We start from the raw sequence: 17159 nt of genomic DNA, 5'->3' as shown, positions 1-17159 counted from the left end.
TCCTCCTGGGGCGCGCATTCCCACTGTAACTGCAGGTCCAGCGCCGCGGCGGCGGCCGCCGCCTGGCTCATCAGCGCGGCGGGTTCCGGCGCGGCGAATGTGAACAGCGTGTTGGCGCGCTTGATCTTGCTGCGCTTGCCGGATTCCGATTCCACCTGCAGGCTGGCGTCGGTTTCGGACAGGATGTTGCCGGCCTTGAAGCTGCCGTCGTCTTCGTAAAACACATACATGGTGGTGGATCGTCCTGGACGGCGCGCACGCGCCGCCGTGGTGCAGCTGTCGTTATGGAGTTCGGGGCACAGATGGATTATTGGGGGCGAACGGGCTCCGCGCCAAGCGCGAATTCGAGAACCTCGGGCATCCAGCGGGCGAAGTCGGACAGGCCGTGGTCGCTGCCCTGCACGATGCGCTGGCGGCAGCCCGCGTAGCGGTCGCGCATCTCGCGCCAGTCCAGCACTTCGTCCCCCGTGGCCGCCACCAGGAAGTAGCGCTCGGGTCGCGTGATGGCGGGCGCGTGGATCGCCGTCAACTCGTCCACGTATTCCGGCAGGAAAACGAAGGGTTCGTCCGAATGATACATGCGGTGTTCGCCGACCTGGGTGGCCAGGTCGCGCGGGGCCTGGACGGCCGGATTGAGCAGCACGGCCTGGCAGCCCAGCTGCTCGGCCAGCCAGGTGGCGTAGAAACCGCCCAGCGATGAGCCGATGACCGTCAGCGCGCGCGGATCGGGCGCGCCTTCCAGCTGGCGGCGGGCGATATCCATGGCCATGTCGATGGCCTGGCGCGGGCTGGCGGGTAGTTGAGGGCAGGCCCAGGCGCCGGCCAGGCCGCGTTCGGTCATGGCGTCGGCCATCAGGCGGGCCTTGAACGAGGTCGGCGACGAGCGGAAACCATGCAGGTAGAGGATCGAGCTGCTCATCGCGTCGTCCTTGGGCGCCTCAAGCGCGTCGCTCCAGCGCATCCAGCAGCTTGCCGTGGATGCCGCCGAAGCCGCCGTTGCTCATGACCAGCACATGGTCGCCGGGTCGGGCGGCCTGGACCACCGCGTCCACCAGCGCGTCGATGTCGTCGCGATGGCTGGCGCGCGCGCCCAGCGGCGCCAGCACCTCGGCCGGGTCCCAGCCCAGCGCGTGCTTGCCGGACTTGGCGCCGAAGCAGAACACCAGGTCGGCGCCAGCCAGCGCATCGGGCAGGCGGGCGGCCATGGTGCCGAGTTTCATGGTGTTGGAGCGGGGCTCCAGCACGGCCAGGATGCGGGCCTGCCCCACCTGACGGCGCAGGCCGGCGATGGTGGTGGCGATGGCGGTGGGATGGTGCGCGAAGTCGTCATAGACCTTCACGCCCTGGACCGTGCCGCGCAATTCCATGCGGCGCTTGACGCCGCCGAAGCGGCTCAGCGCCTCGATGCCCTGGGCCGCCGGCACGCCGGCATGGTCGGCGGCGGCCAGCGCGGCCAGCGCGTTCATGCGGTTGTGTTCGCCGCCGAGCGACCAGCGCACCGTGCCGATGTCCTGACCGTCGCGGCGGACGATAAAGGCGCCCTCTGCGTCGGGTTCGGACGCCTGCCAGCGGCCATCGTCGCCGAACGTGACCGTTTCCGACCAGCAGCCGCGCGCCAGTACGCGGTCGAGCGCGTCGGAATGCGTCGGGCGCAGGATGCGGCCCGAGCCGGGAATGGTGCGGACCAGGTGATGGAATTGGGTTTCGATGGCGGCCAGATCGGGAAAGATGTCGGCGTGATCGTATTCGAGGTTGTTCAGGATCGCGGTGCGGGGGCGGTAGTGCACGAACTTCGAGCGCTTGTCGAAGAAGGCCGTGTCGTACTCGTCCGCCTCGATCACGAAATGTCGCTGCGTGGGGCTGTACCGGGCCGAGACGTGCAGGTCGGGCGCCACGCCGCCGATCAGGAAGTTGGGCGCCAGGCCCGCCGCTTCCAGGATCCAGGTCAGCATGGAGCTGGTGGTGGTCTTGCCGTGGGTGCCGGCCACCGCCAGCACATGGGCGCCGGGCAGGATGTTGTCGCCCAGCCATTGCGGGCCGGAGACATAGCGCGCGCCCGATTCCAGGATGGCTTCCATCAGCGGGTTGCCGCGGCTGACCACGTTGCCGATCACGTACAGGTCGGGCTTGAGCGCCAGTTGCTCGGGGCCGAACCCTTCGATCAGCTCGATGCCTTGTTCGGCCAGCTGCGTGCTCATGGGCGGATAGACGCCCGCGTCGCAGCCGGTGACCTTGTGTCCGGCGGCACGCGCGATCAGCGCCAGCCCGCCCATGAACGTACCGCAGATGCCAAGAATATGCAGATGCATTGAAAAACTCTCCTGTGCTGCATTGTATATATAGAGGCGGGCCAGGCTGCGCCGCATGGCGGTGGGCCGGACTGTGCCGGCGCAAGGCGCAAACCCACGGCAGCGGTTATGATCGCGCCATGAATCGACGTCTCATTCTTTCCGCCGGCGTGGCCGTCGCCGCCACCGCGGCCGGCGTGTTCACCTGGCTGGGTCGCGGCAAGTCGCAAGCGCCGCAGGCCGCCGACGCGCAGGTCGATCCCGTCGCCTCGCTGATGGCGCTGCGCCTGCCCGACCTGAGCGGCGCCTCGCATTCGCTGGACGCCTGGAAAGGGCAGCCCATGCTGGTGAATTTCTGGGCGACCTGGTGCGCGCCTTGCGTCAAGGAGATGCCCGAGCTGGATGCCTTGCAGAAAAAATATCCGAAAGTGCGCTTTGTGGGTATCGGCGTTGATTCAGCCGCCAATATGCAGAAATTTGTCGAGAAAGTGCAGGTTTCGTATCCGCTGTGGGTGTTGGGCGCCGGTGGCATCGATGTGTTGCGCAAGCTGGGCAATCCTAGCGGCGGCTTGCCTTTTACGGTTGTTTTCAATGCAGATGGTGGAATTAACCGGAAGATCCTGGGTGAAATTCAGCCCCAGGACCTGGATCAGACTTTGGCCGGTTTGAAGGCGTAAGTCTGTTGGACAAATGGTGGGAATTGGCGTAAAAAGCTGGTTTATCGGCTGTTTTGCCAACAAATCAAGATTGGCAATCCACTCATTGGCAAGCGCATGGCGCAAAACATACTGGTATTGCATGGCCCGAATCTGAACCTGCTAGGCACCCGGGAACCTCATATCTACGGCAGTCTGACGCTGCAGCAGATCAATGAAAACCTGGAACGGCTTGCAGGGGAACTGGGCGCCACGCTCACGGCGTGGCAGAGCAATCACGAGGGCGCACTGGTCGATCGCATCCAGGCGGCGCGGCAAGACGGCACGGACTTCATCATCATCAACGCGGCGGCTTACACGCACACCAGCGTCGCGGTTCGCGATGCGCTGGCCGGGGTCGCGATCCCATTTATTGAAGTACATTTGTCCAACCTGTATAAGCGGGAGCCCTTCAGGCATCACTCGTATCTGTCCGATCTGGCGGTAGGCCTCATCAGCGGCCTGGGCGCGGACGGCTACGAGGCGGCCCTGCGCTACGCGGTGCGGCACTGATCTCGCTCCAACACATCGCTTTTACATCTTAAACGGCGCGGTCCCGACGCAGGGACGTTGCCGACACTATTTCGGGAAGCAGCTTCTATGGACCTTCGAAAACTCAAAACCCTGATCGACCTGGTGGCTGAATCGGGCATCGCCGAGCTGGAAATCACCGAAGGCGAAGGCAAGGTTCGCATCGTCAAGTTCTCGCAGACCCTGCAGCCGGTCGCGTACCATCAGCCCGAGGCCGGCGTGGCCGCCGCGCCGGTGGCCGCTCCCGCTCCCGCCGCTGCCGCGCCCGCCGCGCCGGCGCCGGCCGCGATCCAGGGCCATGTGGTCAAGGCGCCGATGGTCGGCACGTTCTACCGCTCGCCGAACCCGGGCGCCGCGCCGTTCATCGACGTCGGCCAGAGCGTCAAGGAAGGCGATCCCCTCTGCATCATTGAAGCCATGAAGCTGCTCAATGAGATCGAAGCCGACAAGTCCGGCGTGATCAAGGAAATCCTGGTCGAGAACGGCGAACCCGTCGAGTACGGCCAGCCCCTGTTCGTCATTGGCTGATCGCTGATATGTTCGAAAAAATCCTGATCGCCAACCGGGGCGAGATCGCCCTGCGCATTCAGCGCGCTTGCCGCGAGCTGGGCATCAAGACCGTGGTGGTGCACTCCGAGGCCGATCGCGAAGCCAAGTACGTGCGCCTGGCCGATGAGTCCGTGTGCATCGGGCCCGCGCCCTCGCGTGAAAGCTACCTGAACATGCCGGCCATCATCTCGGCCGCCGAAGTCACCGATTCCGAGGCGATCCACCCCGGCTATGGTTTCCTGTCGGAAAACGCCGATTTCGCCGAGCGCGTCGAGAAAAGCGGCTTCGTGTTCATCGGTCCGCGTCCCGACACCATTCGCCTGATGGGCGACAAGGTCAGCGCCAAGCGCGCCATGATCGAGGCCGGCGTGCCGGTGGTGCCCGGTTCCGAGGGCGCGTTGCCCGACGATCCGCAGGAAATCGTGCGCATTGGGCGCGAAGTCGGCTACCCGGTCATCATCAAGGCCGCGGGCGGCGGTGGCGGCCGCGGCATGCGGGTGGTGTACACGGAAGCCGCGCTGCTGAATGCCGTCACGATGACGCGTTCCGAGGCTGGCGCCGCGTTCAACAATCCCGAAGTCTATATGGAGAAGTTCCTGGAGAATCCGCGCCACGTGGAAATCCAGGTGCTGGCCGACGGCGGCCGCAACGCGGTCTGGCTGGGCGAGCGCGACTGCTCCATGCAGCGCCGCCACCAGAAGGTCATCGAGGAAGCGCCGGCCCCCGGCATCGCGCGCCGGCTGATCGAGCGCATCGGCGACCGCTGCGCCGACGCCTGCCGCAAGATGGGCTATCGCGGCGCGGGCACGTTCGAGTTCCTGTATGAAAACGGCGAGTTCTATTTCATCGAAATGAACACCCGCATCCAGGTCGAGCATCCCGTCACCGAGCTGATCACCGGCGTGGACCTGGTCCAGCAGCAGATCCTGATCGCCGCCGGCGAGAAGTTCACGCTGCGCCAGCGCGACATCGGCTTCAAGGGTCATGCGATCGAATGCCGCATCAACGCCGAGGATCCGTTCCGCTTCGTGCCCAGCCCCGGCCGCATCACCAACTGGCACACCCCGGGCGGCCCTGGCGTTCGTATCGATTCGCACGCGTTCAACGGTTATTTCGTGCCGCCGAACTATGATTCCATGATCGCCAAGGTCATTACCTACGGCGATACGCGCGACCAGGCGCTGGCCCGCATGCGCACGGCCCTGTCGGAAATGGTGGTGGAAGGCATTTCGACCAACATCCCGCTGCATCGCGAGCTGTTGCAGGACGCCCGCTTCATCGAAGGCGGCACCAGCATCCATTATCTGGAAAACAAGCTGGCCCAGCGGCCTTGATCCGCTTTTTCCGGGGCCGCGAGGCCCCTTTTGTGTTTTTACGGTCGAACGGGCCGCGGCGCATGCCGCGGCCCGTCGTCCAGATGGAAGAATCTCATGCGTGAACTCGTGCTCCATTGCCTGGAAGCCCAGGCCGAAGCCCTGTCCGACGCGCTGCTGGAAGCCGGCGTGCTGTCGGTGTCGGTCGAGGACGCCGATTTCGGCACCGACGACGAGCGTCCTTTGTTCGGCGAACCGGGCACCGAGCCCGACGTGCAGGCCTGGGACCGCAACCGCGTCGTGGCCTTGCTGCCCGACGGCGCCGACCCTGCCCAGATCATGGCAGAGGCGGCCGAGGCCGGCGAACTGGACCCCGCGCTGTTCCAGGACTGGAGCCTGCGCGATGTGCCGGACGCTGACTGGGTGCGGCTGACGCAATCGCAGTTCGGCCCCATCCAGGTCGCCGAGCGGCTGTGGATCGTGCCCAGCTGGCACCGCGACAATCCGGACGTGCCGGGGCTGGACCTGGATGCCGCCGACGGCGCCATCCACATCGAACTCGATCCGGGCCTGGCTTTCGGCACCGGCAGCCATCCCACGACCCACCTGTGCCTGGCCTGGCTCGAAGCCGAGCTGCCGGCCGGCGCGACGCTGCTGGACTACGGCTGCGGCTCGGGCATCCTGGCCATCGCCGCGCGCAAGCTGGGCGCGGGGCCGACCCAGGCGGTGGACATCGATCCGCAAGCCGTGCAGAGCACCGTGTTCAACGCCCAGGTCAACGGCGTCGAGCTGGACGCCATGCTGCCCGACGGCCTGAAGGACGGCACGTTCCAGGTCGTGGTCGCCAATATCCTGTCGAACCCGCTGAAGGTGCTGGCGCCCATGCTGGCCGGCCGCGTCGCGCCCGGCGGGCAGCTGGTGCTCTCGGGCGTGCTGGAACGGCAGGCCGAGGAAGTCGCCGCCGCCTATGCGCCGTGGATCGCCATGTCGGTCTGGCGCGCGCGCGACGGCTGGGTCTGCCTGCACGGCCGCAAGGCCTGAACGCATAGCTGCCGCGCAACGCCATGGCTTTGACCACCCGCTGCCCGCATTGCGGCACCGCCTTCAAGGTGGTGCCGGACCAGTTGCGGATCCGCAATGGCCTGGTGCGCTGCGGCGCCTGCTCCTCGGTGTTCGACGGCCGGGCCAGTCTGGTGCAGCCCGCGGACGTTCCCGGGCGGCAGGCCGAGACGCCGGTCGCCATGCCGGCCGCGACTGCGGCCCGGGCCGCCGAGCCGGCCCATGCGGTTCCTCCCTTGGTTCGGCCCGAGACTCCGACTGCCCGGGCGTCCGAGCCGGTGCCGCCGTGGGAAGACGAGCCTGCTTTCTCGCAATCCCCGGCGCGGCCTTGGGCGCAGCCGCCATCCACGACGCCGCCCGCCGTGCTGCGCAGCCGCGAACAGATCCGCCGGCAGGCGCAGGACCAGGACGCGCGCGCCGACGAGCTGGATGACGATGAGCTGCTGGACGATGAGCTGCATGATGACGAATCGCAGGACGATGAACCACGGGGCGGTCGTCGTCACGGCGAGGACGGGCATGATGATGCGAGCGGCTGGCGCGACCGTGCTGATGAGCGCTATCCGCACTCGCGCCCCGCGGCGCCACGATTCGAGGAGCGTCGCGGCGAGGCGTTCGTAGCCGACGACCGGCGCGGTGAGCCGTCGCTGTCCTGGAGTGCGCCGGTGCGCGCCGAGGCGGTGCGTGAGCCAGCATTGCGGGCGCGCGTAGAGGACGACGGCGCCCTCGACGACGGCCGCGGCCATGCCGATGAAGATGCCAGTGACTTTGAAGACGCCGACGGCGACGCGCTACAGGATGGCGCGCCGGTGCTGGGCGAGTCTCGCACCCGCTATTCCAGCGCCACCGACGTGGGGCGCGCTCCGCCGGAATTCCTGGACCAGGACCGGCAGGCGCGCCGGGGCCTGCTGCGCCGGCTCTGGGGCTACGGATGCCTGCTGGGCCTGATCGCGCTGGGCCTGCAACTGCTTTATGCCTACCGCGTGGATATCGCCAATTCCGTGCCGGCGCTGCGTCCGGCGCTGGAAGCCGCCTGCCGCTCCATGGGCTGCACGGTGGGCTACGCGCGCCGCCTGGAGCGCATCGCGATTTCCGCTTCTTCGCTGCAGCCGCCGCCGGGCGCTGCCGCCATCGATGACGGCCGCAGCCGCCTGGTGCTGAACCTGATGCTGCGCAACCGCTATGACAAGCCGCAGCATTGGCCCGCGCTGGTGCTGGATCTGACCGACCTGTCGGATACCGTGGTCGTGCGCAAGGTGCTGCGGCCCGAGGATTACCTGACGCCGGAGCAACTGCGCGGCCCCTTCGGCCCGGCCGGCGAGCTCAAGATCTCGGTGCCCATCGAAGTGGCGGGCGTCCAGGTCAACGGCTATCAGCTCGACAAATTCTTTCCCTAAATTTTTCTTCAAGGATGACAGGCATGACGAATTCGGTCCTGGTCTGCGGTTCGATGGCTTTCGACACCATCGCGGTATTCGAGGGGCGCTTCAAGGAGCACATCCTTGCTGACCGCATCCATGCGCTGAGCGTCTCGTTCCTGGTGCCCAGCATGCGCAAGGAATACGGCGGTTGCTCGGGCAATATCGCCTACAGCATGCAGTTGCTGGGCGGCAAGCCCGTGCCGGTCGCCACCGTCGGCGAGGACGCCGGCGAATACCTGGAGCGGCTGCAGGGCCTGGGCATCGACGTCAGCCGGATCAAGACGATTCCCGAGACCTTCACCGCCCAGTGCTTCATCACGACCGACCTGGACGACAATCAGATCACCGCGTTCCATCCCGGCGCCATGGCTTTTGCCGCGCAGAACGACGTGACCGGCGCCAAGGCGGCCTGGGCCATCGTGGCGCCCGACGCCAAGGAAGGCATGTTCGCCCACGCGGAACGGCTGAACAAGAGCGGCATTCCGTTCATCTTCGATCTGGGCCAGGCCATGCCCCTGTTCGACCGCGATGACCTGGAGCGCATGCTCAAGATGACGCAGGCGCTGACGGTCAATGACTACGAGGCCAGCGTGGTCGAGCAGCGCACCGGCCGCAGCATCGAGGACATCGCGCGCGACCTGACCGCCGTGGTCGTCACCCGCGGCGCCGAAGGCGCCACGCTGTATACCGAAGGCAAGACGGTCCAGATCGCGCCCGTGCGCGCGGCCCAGGTCGTGGACCCCACCGGCTGCGGCGATTCGCAGCGCGGCGGTCTGCTCTACGGCCTGACCTGCGGCTGGAGCTGGGAAGACAGCTGCCGCCTGGGCAATGTCATGGGCGCCCTCAAGATCGCCTCGCGCGGTCCGCAGAACTATGCGCCGTCGCGCGCCGAGATCGACGCGGTGCTGCATGCCACCTACGGCATTCATCTGCCTGCCTGAACCCGCGTACAGGGTGGGGAACCGGCGCCCGTGGCGCCGGTCGAAATGGACGATCGCGTTTCACTGTGTTGCAGGCTGCTCCATCACCGTTTTCGGGCTGGAGTATGATCAAAATTCGTCGGCGATGCCCGATCGAGGAGTCCAAATGAACCAAACCAAATCCATTTCCCTGGTCTCGCCGCGCGCCGGCCGCTGGCTGGCCGTCGCCGCCGTCGTCACGTCGATGGCCGTGCTGGGTGGCTGCGCCAACCGCAGCGCCTCCAGCGGCGTGTACAGCTATGACCAGGCTCAGCGCGAGCAGATCGTCCGCACGGGCACAGTCACCGGCGTGCGTCCCATCGTGATCCAGAACGACAAGTCCAGCGGCGCAGGCATGCTGGCCGGTGGCGCGCTGGGCGGCGTCGCGGGCAACGCGGTCGGCGGCGGCACGGGCCGCACCATTGCCACGGTGGGCGGCGCCATTCTGGGCGCGCTGGCGGGCAATGCCATCGAGAACTCGGTTGGCAAGTCGTCCGGCTACGAAATCACGGTGCGCCTGGACAACGGCGAAACCCGCGTCGTGGCCCAGGAAGCCGATGTGCCCATCAGCGTCGGCCAACGCGTCCAGGTGATCAGCGGGGCAGGCCCCACGCGCGTCACCCCGATGTAAATCGTCGTCGCCAGAGAAAAGCCCGCGCAAGCGGGCTTTTTTCATTGGCGCGGGCCGCGCAGGAAAGCCGCTGGAACACCGCGGCGTCGTGCTGGGCGCCGCTGGCGCAGGGTTCCTCGCGCAGGCTGTCGTTCCGCCGCAACGCGGCGCACCGTGATTACCCTCGAAATGCCGTACTTTTTGTGTTTTTCCGCGATTTCGGCCGGAAGTTTCATGGCGATTCAACGGTTGAAGTGCCATGATTCGCCTGCCACGCCGACAAGGGCCGGAATGATGTTGTAACGGCTTGCATCGGCGCCACCCGGGAAGCCGGTCGGCATCGTCAGTTGATTTTCAGGTTTTTTCTGTAAACTCGCCGTCCTGAATCTCGGGGCGGGGGATGTTGTGCCTTTCGAGGCGACATAACGCTGCACTATCTATGCATACCGAGCAAGAACTCCACACCAAGATCGGCGAGATCGTCGAGTCGATCGTCCTCAAGAAAGTCACTCCCGACACGCAGTTGATCGCCACCGGCCTGGTGGATTCGCTCGCCGCCGTGGACATCACGCTGGCTGTCGAGTCCGAGTACGGCTGCAGCATACCGGCTCCGGAGATCGCGGAGCATTTACAGTCGGTTCGCACGCTTGCCGGCTATGTCGCTGCCCATACTTCGTAATTCCCGGCTGCTGTCGCACGTCGCGGCCGCCACCACGGCGGTTGCGCTGGCCATCGGCGCGTACCTGGGCGCGGACGACGTGCTCAGCCGCATCGTCCTGCCGGTCGCCGCGCCCGCCGCGGACAAGAGCAACTACCTGCCCAATCTGGGGCCGGATTGGGGCACCCAGCACGTCAACCTGAACCGCCTGGGCAATGCGCTCAGCGACGGCACGCTGGTGGTGCTGGGCTCGTCCGAGCTGTCCAGCCACGATTTGCGCTTCGTGCCGTACCGCTTCTTTCCCGAAGAGCTGAAGGTGCCGACGCTGGCCTATGGCCACGCCATGTTCCAGTCCTACGGCATGGTCAGCGTGCTGGAGTCCGTGGCCGATTCGCTCACGCCGAACACGCGCCTGGTCATCATGGTGTCGCCCGCCTGGTTCGCCTCGGGCGGGCAGCTGCCGCGCAGCGCCTTCGCCGAGCATGTCACGGGGCCGGTCTGGAACCGCCTTTGGGACAAGCCCAGCACGCGCGAGCAGTTGCAGACCTGGATCAGCGACAACGCGAACTGGGGCCTGCTCTGGCTCATCGCGAACGGCCAGGTGGCCGAGCTGAAGGACAAGGTCTCGTTGTGGTGGAACGCGCGCCAGGAACCCGCGCCGGACAAGCCGCGCAGCAAGCTGTCCGTGCCGGCGCACCGCTACGTGGTCTGGCCCTCGGCTGCCCGCCTGAACGCCGGGCACTGGAGCCGCCTGACCCAGGAGGCGCGCGAAGTCGAGCACAAGCTGGGCGGCAATAATCCCTACGATGTGCGCGACGACTACTACAAGCAGTACCTGGCATCCCTGTACTCGCCGGCGCGCAACGAATTCGCCAATGTCGACCCGCTTACCCGCACCGAACTGGGCGACCTGTCGCGCCTGATGGCGCTGCTGCAAAAGCGCAAGGTCAAGGCGTACTTCGTAATCCAGCCTTTCAATCCCAAGCTCATCCTGGACATGGAGCGCTTCGATCCGGTGGTGGCCGCCATCACCGGCATGTGCACGCGCTACCAGATGGGCTGCCTGGACCTCTACAGCATTCCCTTCGAGCCCGGCATGGTGCGTGACGACATGCACCTGGCCGAACTGGGCTGGGCCATGGCCGACCAGGGCATTGCGGAGTATTTTTCCCGATGAAGCAATTTTTTTGCAGGGCATTCGCCAAGCCGGATGACGCGGCGGCGCCTGACCGGGATGCCGGCAAGGGCTGGGGCCGGCGGTTCCTGTGGCACCTGTGCCTGTACCTTGGCGTGATCCTGGTGTTCGTGCTGCAGGCCCAGCCCACCACGGGTAGCGGCGGACCGATCAAGGTCGAATTCCAGTACCAGCAATTCTGAGCGCGGCCACAGCATGGAATTGTTCGCAAGCTTGAGTTTTTTTGGCGGCGCCCTGTTCGGCGGACTGGGCCTGTTGGCCTATCGCGCCTTCGGCATGCCGTTGCGCATTGGTTATCGCCACGTCATCGCCGCGATCTGCCTGGCGGTGTGGATGGCGGTGTTCTGGCACCGGCCCTGGCAGCCACTGGCGCTGCTGGCCATTTCCGGCGCCGCGCTGTGGGCGGTGCGCCGCAAGTACATTCCGACCTGGCTCGCGGTCATCATCACGATGACGCCCTTGCTGCTGGTCAAGACCGGCGTATCGCACCTGGCGGCGATGCTGGGCCTGTCCTTCGCGACCTTCCGCGCCATCGATGTGCTGCTGTTCGCGCCGCGCAACGAACGCATCTCGCTGCTGGACTACTGCATCTACGTGTTTTTCCCGCTGACGCTGCTGGCCGGTCCCATGTACCGCTGGCGCAACTTCCAGGCCGACCTGAAGCGCGGCTATGAAGGCGTGAGCCTGAACACCTGGCTTTCGGGCCTGGAACTGATCATGGTCGGCGTGATCCAGAAGTTCGGCCTGGCCGAGCTGATCTGGCGCTACGGCCTGTCGACGCTGGACGCGCACGATTATTCGTTCACCGGCGTGGCGCTCAATGCCTCGCTGTACAGCGCCTACCTGTTCTTCGATTTCGCCGGCTATTCGACGATGGCGATCGGGATCGGCATGCTGTTCGGCTTCAATCTGCCGATCAATTTCCGCAATCCGCTGGCCACGCTGAATCCGCAGGATTTCTGGCGGCGCTGGCACATCAGCCTGTCCGAATGGCTGCGCGACGTGGTGTTCATGCCCATCTACAAGGCGCTGAGCAAGACGGCGTTCTTCGGGCGGCACAGGATGGCGGCGCAGAACATCGGCATCTTCGCCACGCTGCTGGCCATGGGCGTGTGGAACGGCCTGTCGCCGCACTACATCGTCAGCGGCCTGATGTTCGGCGCCTATTCGGTGGGCCACAACCTGCTGGTCAATGCCGCCCGCACGCGGCCGGGGCTGCAGGCCGCGCTGGCCCGGCCCCTGATGCGCTTCGCCGGGCGCGTGTTCACCCTGATCCTGGCCGCGCTGGCGCTGTACGTATTCAGCGGCCGCAGCCCGATCTGATCCAATTTCATACGCCGGGAGCATCGGCATGCGTTTCGACCTGAAATCCTTCGACTTCGTGGAATGCGAGCGCGCGCCCGATGCGCTGGCGGTGGCCGCGGCCGACCGGAACCTGAGCTGGGCGCAACTGCGCGCCGAGGCGCTGGCCTGGGCCGACGCCGCGCGTGCGCATGGCGCGGCGCCGGATGTGCCGGTGGCCATCTATGGCCACAAGCAGGCTTCATTCTTCGTGGCGATGGTCGGCGCGCTGCTGGTCGGCGCGCCGTTCGTGCCGGTCGACACGATCTATCCGCCCGAGCGTCTGCGCCGCATCGTTGAGATCGTGCGGCCGGCGGCGGTTTACGATGCTGCCGCTGGCCGCTTTGAACCCGGCCACGGCGCGCCGCTGGCCGAACGCGGCCTGGCCTACGTCATGTTCACCTCGGGCAGCACCGGCGATCCGAAGGGCGTGCAGATCGGGCGCGAGAGCGTGGGCCTGCTGGGTGACTGGATGCTGGGCAGTTTCGGACTGGGCGACGCGCCGGTGTTCATGAACCAGGCGCCGTTCAGCTTCGACCTGTCGATGTACGAAGTTTTCGCCACGCTGGCATCCGGCGGCGCCTGCGTGCTGAACTCGCGCGAACTGATCGCCACGCCCGCCGCGTGGATCGCCAGGCTGGCCGAACAAGGCATCACGGTGTGGGTATCGACGCCGTCCTTCGCGCATCAGCAACTGGCCAATCGGGATTTCTCGCCCGCGACGCTGCCGACCTTGCGCACGTTCCTGTTCTGCGGCGAACCCTTGCCGGCCGCCCTGGCCAAGAAGTTGCGCCAGCGTTTCCCGGATGCGGCCATCCTGAATACCTACGGTCCGACCGAGGCCACTGTCGCCACGACCTGGATCGAGATCACGGACGCGGTGCTGGCGCAGCACGATCCGCTGCCGGTCGGCCACGCCAAGCCGGATTGCGAGCTGCTGGTGACGGACGGCGAGATCTGCATCGTCGGCGACCATGTCATGCGCGGCTATCTGAACCGTGCGGACCTGAATGAGCAGAAGCTTTTCGTCCACGCTGACGGCCGCCGGGGCTTTCGCACCGGCGACCTGGGCCAGATGGAGGAGGGCGGCCTGCTGTTCTGCCGTGGCCGCATGGACGATCAGATCAAGCTCAACGGTTATCGCATCGAACTGGCGGAAATCGACGAGGCGCTGCACGGGCTGCCCGGCGCGGAGGGCGGCGCCTGCGCCGTGCTGCGCCGTCCGGATGGCACGGCGGTACGCCTGATCGGCTTCGTCACGGGGGCGGCGGTGGCAGGCGAGCAGCCCGCCTTCCTGGACGCGCAGGCGCTATCGAACTGGAAAGATCTGCTGGCCCAACGCCTGCCGCCCTACATGGTGCCGTCCGAGCTGGTGGCCTGCCCGGCCCTGCCCATGTCGAACAACCACAAGATCGACCGCAAGAAGTTGCTCGATATCTACGCCGGGATACCCGTGTAGGGGCAGCGTGGCGGCATGCGCCGATGAGCGTGGCCGCATGCGCTGGTGAGCGTGGCGCTATATATGCCGTCGTCTCTCTTTGAGAACACACCTTCCCAAGCAGCACTGCCTCCCCAAGCCGGGCAGCGCGGATCCGGCTCCGCCGGTCCGCAGCTGCGCCCCTGGGGGAAGGCGCGCAGCGCCTCGGGGGGGCCTTCTACACCCCCATCAGCGAATAACTGAGGCGGGCCAGGACCATCAGCACGATCTGCGCGACCACCAGCAGGACCAGCGGCGAGAAATCGATCGAGCTGCGCGGCAGGATGCGGCGGATGGGATCGAGCAGCGGCGCGGTCAGGGTCGAGAGCAGCGGCATGAGCGGCGCCATGGGGTTGACCCAGGACAGCACGGCCTGGATCAGCGTCAGCCAGACGATCAGGTTGAGCGCCCACTTGATCGCCATGATCAGCGCCGAACCCATGGCGGCGGGCAGCAGGGCTGCGGGGATCAGCGCGCCGATGGCCACCAGCCAGATCAGCACCAGATAGACCAGCGCCGACAGCCAGGTCGCCACCAGGCTGGTCCAGTCGATCTTGTTGCCGGCGGGAATGATCTTGCGCAGCGGCAGCACGAGCCAGTTGGTGGCTTGGTAGATCGCGCGCGCCAGCGGATTGAACGGCGGCAGCCGGATCGCGTGCATCCATGCCCGTGCGATCAAGGCGGCGCCGAATAGCGTGAAGACGATTTCGAGCAGGAAGCGAAGGATTTCACCGAGCATGGACGGGATCTACCAGAAAAAGACGGATTCCATTGTCGCACGGGCAGATGAAAAAGTGCCTCCGCGCGGTGACGGTCAGCGCCAGGGATGGTCCGGCTTGCGAGACGGCCTCAATGAAAAAGCCGCCTGGCCAGGCCAGGCGGCTTCAGTACCGCTAGACGGCTGAGTCCGGATTAGGGACGGCCACCGGTCGGGAAGGGCCACGACGCGGCGGGGTTCAGCGCGGTCTTCGCACCCGGGGCAGCAGCCGTGGACGGCGGCGTGGCGGGCTTCTTCGGAGCGGCTTTCTTCGCAGCGGGCTTCTTGGCGGCCGGGGCCTTCTTGGCAGCCGGGGCAGCCTTCTTGGCTACGGCCTTCTTGGCAGCAGGCGCCTTCTTGGCTACGGCCTTCTTGGCAGCCGGCTTCTTGGCGACAGCCTTCTTGGCAACCGCCTTCTTGGCGACGACCTTCTTGGCTACCGCTTTCTTGGCGACGGCCTTTTTGGCGACGGCCTTCTTGGCTGCGGGCTTCTTGGCCGCGACCTTCTTGGCGACGGCCTTCTTGGCTACCGCTTTCTTGGCGACCTTCTTGGCTGCCGGCTTCTTGGCGGCGACCTTCTTGACTGCCGGCTTCTTGGCGGCAACCTTCTTCACCGCCGGCTTCTTGGCGGCGACCTTCTTCACTGCAACCTTCTTGGCGGCAGCTTTCTTGGCCGGGGCGGCCTTCTTCGCTACTGCCTTCTTGGCGGCGGGCTTCTTCACCGCTTTCTTTACGGCTTTCTTGGCTGTTGCCATGGTCATGCTCCTTAGGTTCAGGGGTCCCAGAACTTAAACCCGTGCCCCGACCCGCCAACAAAGCGGACCGTGCCCGGGCTATTCATCGGCGCATGCCGCTGTTCTGTGCGAGCAACAGCTACTACGGTTTGCGCTAATGAATTCGGCACAGCCATTTGATATGGCCCCCGCTCCTTTGGCGCGAGCCATTTCAAATGGCGCCGGCAGGTCAGCCTGAAACAGGCCGCCTACCGCTAGTCTTGCGTGTTCGAAGCACCCTGACCGGGGAGCGCGCCGCCATGGCCTGTCGCGAACGCGACGCCTCGTGCTTGAGGCGTGCCCGCGCCGGGCCTGGCGGCGTACGGCTTTACTCCCAGCTCAGCGTGCCACCGGTTTGGTATTCGATCACGCGAGTTTCAAAAAAGTTGCGTTCCTTCTTAAGGTCGATCATCTCCGCCATCCACGGGAAGGGATTCTCTTCCTGGGGGAACAGCGGTTCGATGCCGATCTGTTGGCAGCGACGGTTGGCGATGAAGCGCAGGTAGGACTTGAACATCGGAGCGTTCAGGCCCAACACGCCGCGCGGCATCGTGTCTTCGGCGTAAGCGTATTCGAGTTCGACCGCTTTGCGGAAGAGTTCTCTGATTTCTTCGCGGAATTCCGGCGTCCAGAGATGCGGATTCTCAAGTTTGATGGTGTTGATCAGGTCGATGCCGAAATTGCAGTGCATGGATTCATCGCGCAGGATGTACATGTACTGCTCGGCCGCGCCGGTCATCTTGTTCTGGCGACCCAGCGCCAGGATCTGCGTGAACCCGACGTAGAAGAACAGGCCTTCCATCAGGCACGCGAAGACGATCAGCGACTTCAGCAGCGTCTGGTCGGCTTCCGGCGTGCCGGTCTTGAAGTTCGGGTCGGCGATCGCGTCGATGAACGGGATCAGGAATTCGTCCTTGGCGCGGATGGACGGGACTTCGTTGTAGGCGTTGAAGATCTCCGCCTCGTCCAGGTCCAGGCTCTCGACGATGTATTGGTAGGCGTGCGTGTGGATCGCTTCCTCGAACGCCTGGCGCAGCAGGAACTGGCGGCATTCGGGCGCCGTGATGTGGCGGTAGGTGCCCAGCACGATATTGTTCGCGGCCAGCGAGTCGGCCGTGACGAAGAAACCCAGGTTGCGCTTGACGATGCGGCGCTCGTCCTCGGTGAGCCCGTTCGGGTTCTTCCAGAGGGCGATGTCGCGCGACATGTTGATTTCTTGCGGCATCCAGTGGTTGGCGCAAGTGGCCAGGTACTTTTCCCAGGCCCACTTGTACTTGAACGGCACCAGCTGGTTGACGTCGGTCTGGCCGTTGATGATGCGCTTGTCGGCAACCTTCACGCGGTGCGAGACGGCATCGCCGCTGGCCGCTAGGCCGGCCGCGTGTTCAGGCGCGGCGGGCGTGGGCAGGGCGGAGTCGCCGAACACACCGGTCGCCGCCCGGACTGCGGGCGCGCCCTGCGAGCCCGCCGCGGGCGCGGGGGCTTGTGCAGGTTGCGTGGCGAGGTTGTCGTCTTCCCAATTAATCATGATTC

19 protein-coding genes and 1 pseudogene are annotated in these 17159 nt (G+C 65.9%); 14 read left to right on the top strand and 6 right to left on the bottom strand.

Annotated elements, in window-relative coordinates; all coding sequences use genetic code 11:
* The 3 genes and pseudogenes from ACEU5R_RS12785 to mpl all read right to left on the bottom strand — a co-directional run.
* A pseudogene (locus ACEU5R_RS12785) lies at positions 1–230 on the bottom strand (RNB domain-containing ribonuclease); the annotation flags it as partial.
* Positions 231–307: 77 nt separating this feature from the next.
* A complete protein-coding gene (locus ACEU5R_RS12780; protein ID WP_392410442.1) occupies positions 308–919 on the bottom strand; it encodes a YqiA/YcfP family alpha/beta fold hydrolase in 612 nt (203 codons plus the stop codon).
* A 19-nt stretch (positions 920–938) separates the two neighbouring features.
* The gene (mpl, locus tag ACEU5R_RS12775) at positions 939–2309 is read right to left on the bottom strand and encodes a UDP-N-acetylmuramate:L-alanyl-gamma-D-glutamyl-meso-diaminopimelate ligase (protein ID WP_103272342.1); all 1371 of its coding nucleotides are present in this window, start codon (positions 2307–2309) and stop codon (positions 939–941) included.
* Positions 2310–2428: 119 nt separating this feature from the next.
* On the opposite strand from mpl, the gene ACEU5R_RS12770 reads away from it, so the two are divergent.
* From ACEU5R_RS12770 to ACEU5R_RS12710, 13 genes are all read left to right on the top strand, one after another.
* Positions 2429–2965: a TlpA disulfide reductase family protein gene (locus ACEU5R_RS12770; protein WP_103272343.1), complete on the top strand. Its 537-nt coding sequence runs from the start codon at positions 2429–2431 to the stop codon at positions 2963–2965.
* Between the two features lie 96 nt (positions 2966–3061).
* Positions 3062–3496 carry a type II 3-dehydroquinate dehydratase gene (gene aroQ, locus ACEU5R_RS12765; RefSeq protein ID WP_103272344.1) on the top strand — a complete coding sequence of 145 codons (435 nt, stop codon included), beginning with the start codon at positions 3062–3064 and terminating at the stop codon, positions 3494–3496.
* A gap of 87 nt (positions 3497–3583) precedes the next feature.
* The gene (accB, locus tag ACEU5R_RS12760; RefSeq protein ID WP_103272345.1) at positions 3584–4042 is read left to right on the top strand and encodes an acetyl-CoA carboxylase biotin carboxyl carrier protein; all 459 of its coding nucleotides are present in this window, start codon (positions 3584–3586) and stop codon (positions 4040–4042) included.
* A gap of 8 nt (positions 4043–4050) precedes the next feature.
* The gene (gene accC / locus ACEU5R_RS12755) at positions 4051–5397 is read left to right on the top strand and encodes an acetyl-CoA carboxylase biotin carboxylase subunit (protein ID WP_103272346.1); all 1347 of its coding nucleotides are present in this window, start codon (positions 4051–4053) and stop codon (positions 5395–5397) included.
* A 96-nt stretch (positions 5398–5493) separates the two neighbouring features.
* Positions 5494–6417, top strand: a complete 924-nt coding sequence (gene prmA, locus ACEU5R_RS12750) for a 50S ribosomal protein L11 methyltransferase (RefSeq protein ID WP_103272347.1) — start codon at positions 5494–5496, stop codon at positions 6415–6417.
* A gap of 23 nt (positions 6418–6440) precedes the next feature.
* The gene (locus ACEU5R_RS12745) at positions 6441–7832 is read left to right on the top strand and encodes a DUF3426 domain-containing protein (protein ID WP_392410441.1); all 1392 of its coding nucleotides are present in this window, start codon (positions 6441–6443) and stop codon (positions 7830–7832) included.
* A 23-nt stretch (positions 7833–7855) separates the two neighbouring features.
* Positions 7856–8797 (top strand): carbohydrate kinase family protein, encoded by a 942-nt coding sequence (locus tag ACEU5R_RS12740; RefSeq protein ID WP_103272349.1) that lies wholly within the window; start codon positions 7856–7858, stop codon positions 8795–8797.
* 145 nt (positions 8798–8942) lie between these two features.
* Positions 8943–9446, top strand: a complete 504-nt coding sequence (locus ACEU5R_RS12735) for a glycine zipper 2TM domain-containing protein (protein ID WP_212316854.1) — start codon at positions 8943–8945, stop codon at positions 9444–9446.
* Between the two features lie 418 nt (positions 9447–9864).
* Positions 9865–10104, top strand: a complete 240-nt coding sequence (locus tag ACEU5R_RS12730) for an acyl carrier protein (protein ID WP_103272351.1) — start codon at positions 9865–9867, stop codon at positions 10102–10104.
* On the top strand, positions 10082–11260 hold the full coding sequence (locus tag ACEU5R_RS12725; RefSeq protein WP_392410440.1) for a D-alanyl-lipoteichoic acid biosynthesis protein DltD: 1179 nt from the start codon (positions 10082–10084) through the stop codon (positions 11258–11260). Before ACEU5R_RS12730 ends, ACEU5R_RS12725 begins: the two co-directional genes overlap by 23 nt.
* The gene (locus ACEU5R_RS12720) at positions 11257–11460 is read left to right on the top strand and encodes a hypothetical protein (RefSeq protein ID WP_199771082.1); all 204 of its coding nucleotides are present in this window, start codon (positions 11257–11259) and stop codon (positions 11458–11460) included. Before ACEU5R_RS12725 ends, ACEU5R_RS12720 begins: the two co-directional genes overlap by 4 nt.
* Before the next feature lie 13 nt (positions 11461–11473).
* Positions 11474–12601: an MBOAT family O-acyltransferase gene (locus ACEU5R_RS12715; RefSeq protein ID WP_103272353.1), complete on the top strand. Its 1128-nt coding sequence runs from the start codon at positions 11474–11476 to the stop codon at positions 12599–12601.
* Between the two features lie 28 nt (positions 12602–12629).
* The gene (locus tag ACEU5R_RS12710) at positions 12630–14078 is read left to right on the top strand and encodes a D-alanine--poly(phosphoribitol) ligase (RefSeq protein WP_392410439.1); all 1449 of its coding nucleotides are present in this window, start codon (positions 12630–12632) and stop codon (positions 14076–14078) included.
* A 196-nt stretch (positions 14079–14274) separates the two neighbouring features.
* Here the strand turns inward: ACEU5R_RS12710 and ACEU5R_RS12705 are convergent, their stop codons facing one another.
* A complete protein-coding gene (locus ACEU5R_RS12705) occupies positions 14275–14835 on the bottom strand; it encodes a YggT family protein (RefSeq protein ID WP_103272355.1) in 561 nt (186 codons plus the stop codon).
* Here ACEU5R_RS12705 and ACEU5R_RS12700 point away from each other — a divergent pair.
* Positions 14834–15001, top strand: a complete 168-nt coding sequence (locus ACEU5R_RS12700) for a hypothetical protein (protein ID WP_392410438.1) — start codon at positions 14834–14836, stop codon at positions 14999–15001. The genes ACEU5R_RS12705 and ACEU5R_RS12700 overlap by 2 nt on opposite strands.
* Before the next feature lie 7 nt (positions 15002–15008).
* On the opposite strand, the gene ACEU5R_RS12695 is transcribed toward ACEU5R_RS12700, so the two are convergent.
* The gene (locus ACEU5R_RS12695; protein ID WP_103272356.1) at positions 15009–15608 is read right to left on the bottom strand and encodes a histone H1-like DNA-binding protein; all 600 of its coding nucleotides are present in this window, start codon (positions 15606–15608) and stop codon (positions 15009–15011) included.
* A 346-nt stretch (positions 15609–15954) separates the two neighbouring features.
* Positions 15955–17154 (bottom strand): ribonucleotide-diphosphate reductase subunit beta, encoded by a 1200-nt coding sequence (locus tag ACEU5R_RS12690; protein WP_212316840.1) that lies wholly within the window; start codon positions 17152–17154, stop codon positions 15955–15957.
* Between the last annotated feature and the right edge of the window lie 5 nt (positions 17155–17159).

Origin of the sequence: Achromobacter sp. 413638, from assembly GCF_043119405.1 — a bacterium.
In the GTDB taxonomy this organism is placed as follows: Bacteria; Pseudomonadota; Gammaproteobacteria; order Burkholderiales; family Burkholderiaceae_B; genus Achromobacter.
The sequence above is the reverse complement of the archived record's forward strand: the minus strand, read 5'-3'. Positions and strand labels throughout refer to the sequence as shown.

Excerpts from the sequence above, each read along its gene's own strand:
- ACEU5R_RS12700 (WP_392410438.1), top strand. The coding sequence starts at position 14,834 with ATGGACGGGATCTACCAGAAAAAGACGGATTCCATTGTCGCACGGGCA.
- accC (WP_103272346.1), top strand. The coding sequence starts at position 4,051 with ATGTTCGAAAAAATCCTGATCGCCAACCGGGGCGAGATCGCCCTGCGC.
- accB (WP_103272345.1), top strand. The coding sequence starts at position 3,584 with ATGGACCTTCGAAAACTCAAAACCCTGATCGACCTGGTGGCTGAATCG.
- aroQ (WP_103272344.1), top strand. The coding sequence starts at position 3,062 with ATGGCGCAAAACATACTGGTATTGCATGGCCCGAATCTGAACCTGCTA.
- ACEU5R_RS12725 (WP_392410440.1), top strand. The coding sequence starts at position 10,082 with ATGTCGCTGCCCATACTTCGTAATTCCCGGCTGCTGTCGCACGTCGCG.
- ACEU5R_RS12745 (WP_392410441.1), top strand. The coding sequence starts at position 6,441 with ATGGCTTTGACCACCCGCTGCCCGCATTGCGGCACCGCCTTCAAGGTG.
- ACEU5R_RS12705 (WP_103272355.1), bottom strand. The coding sequence starts at position 14,835 with ATGCTCGGTGAAATCCTTCGCTTCCTGCTCGAAATCGTCTTCACGCTA.
- ACEU5R_RS12710 (WP_392410439.1), top strand. The coding sequence starts at position 12,630 with ATGCGTTTCGACCTGAAATCCTTCGACTTCGTGGAATGCGAGCGCGCG.
- ACEU5R_RS12735 (WP_212316854.1), top strand. The coding sequence starts at position 8,943 with ATGAACCAAACCAAATCCATTTCCCTGGTCTCGCCGCGCGCCGGCCGC.
- ACEU5R_RS12690 (WP_212316840.1), bottom strand. The coding sequence starts at position 17,154 with ATGATTAATTGGGAAGACGACAACCTCGCCACGCAACCTGCACAAGCC.
- ACEU5R_RS12720 (WP_199771082.1), top strand. The coding sequence starts at position 11,257 with ATGAAGCAATTTTTTTGCAGGGCATTCGCCAAGCCGGATGACGCGGCG.
- ACEU5R_RS12780 (WP_392410442.1), bottom strand. The coding sequence starts at position 919 with ATGAGCAGCTCGATCCTCTACCTGCATGGTTTCCGCTCGTCGCCGACC.
- ACEU5R_RS12770 (WP_103272343.1), top strand. The coding sequence starts at position 2,429 with ATGAATCGACGTCTCATTCTTTCCGCCGGCGTGGCCGTCGCCGCCACC.
- ACEU5R_RS12740 (WP_103272349.1), top strand. The coding sequence starts at position 7,856 with ATGACGAATTCGGTCCTGGTCTGCGGTTCGATGGCTTTCGACACCATC.
- mpl (WP_103272342.1), bottom strand. The coding sequence starts at position 2,309 with ATGCATCTGCATATTCTTGGCATCTGCGGTACGTTCATGGGCGGGCTG.
- prmA (WP_103272347.1), top strand. The coding sequence starts at position 5,494 with ATGCGTGAACTCGTGCTCCATTGCCTGGAAGCCCAGGCCGAAGCCCTG.
- ACEU5R_RS12715 (WP_103272353.1), top strand. The coding sequence starts at position 11,474 with ATGGAATTGTTCGCAAGCTTGAGTTTTTTTGGCGGCGCCCTGTTCGGC.
- ACEU5R_RS12695 (WP_103272356.1), bottom strand. The coding sequence starts at position 15,608 with ATGGCAACAGCCAAGAAAGCCGTAAAGAAAGCGGTGAAGAAGCCCGCC.
- ACEU5R_RS12730 (WP_103272351.1), top strand. The coding sequence starts at position 9,865 with ATGCATACCGAGCAAGAACTCCACACCAAGATCGGCGAGATCGTCGAG.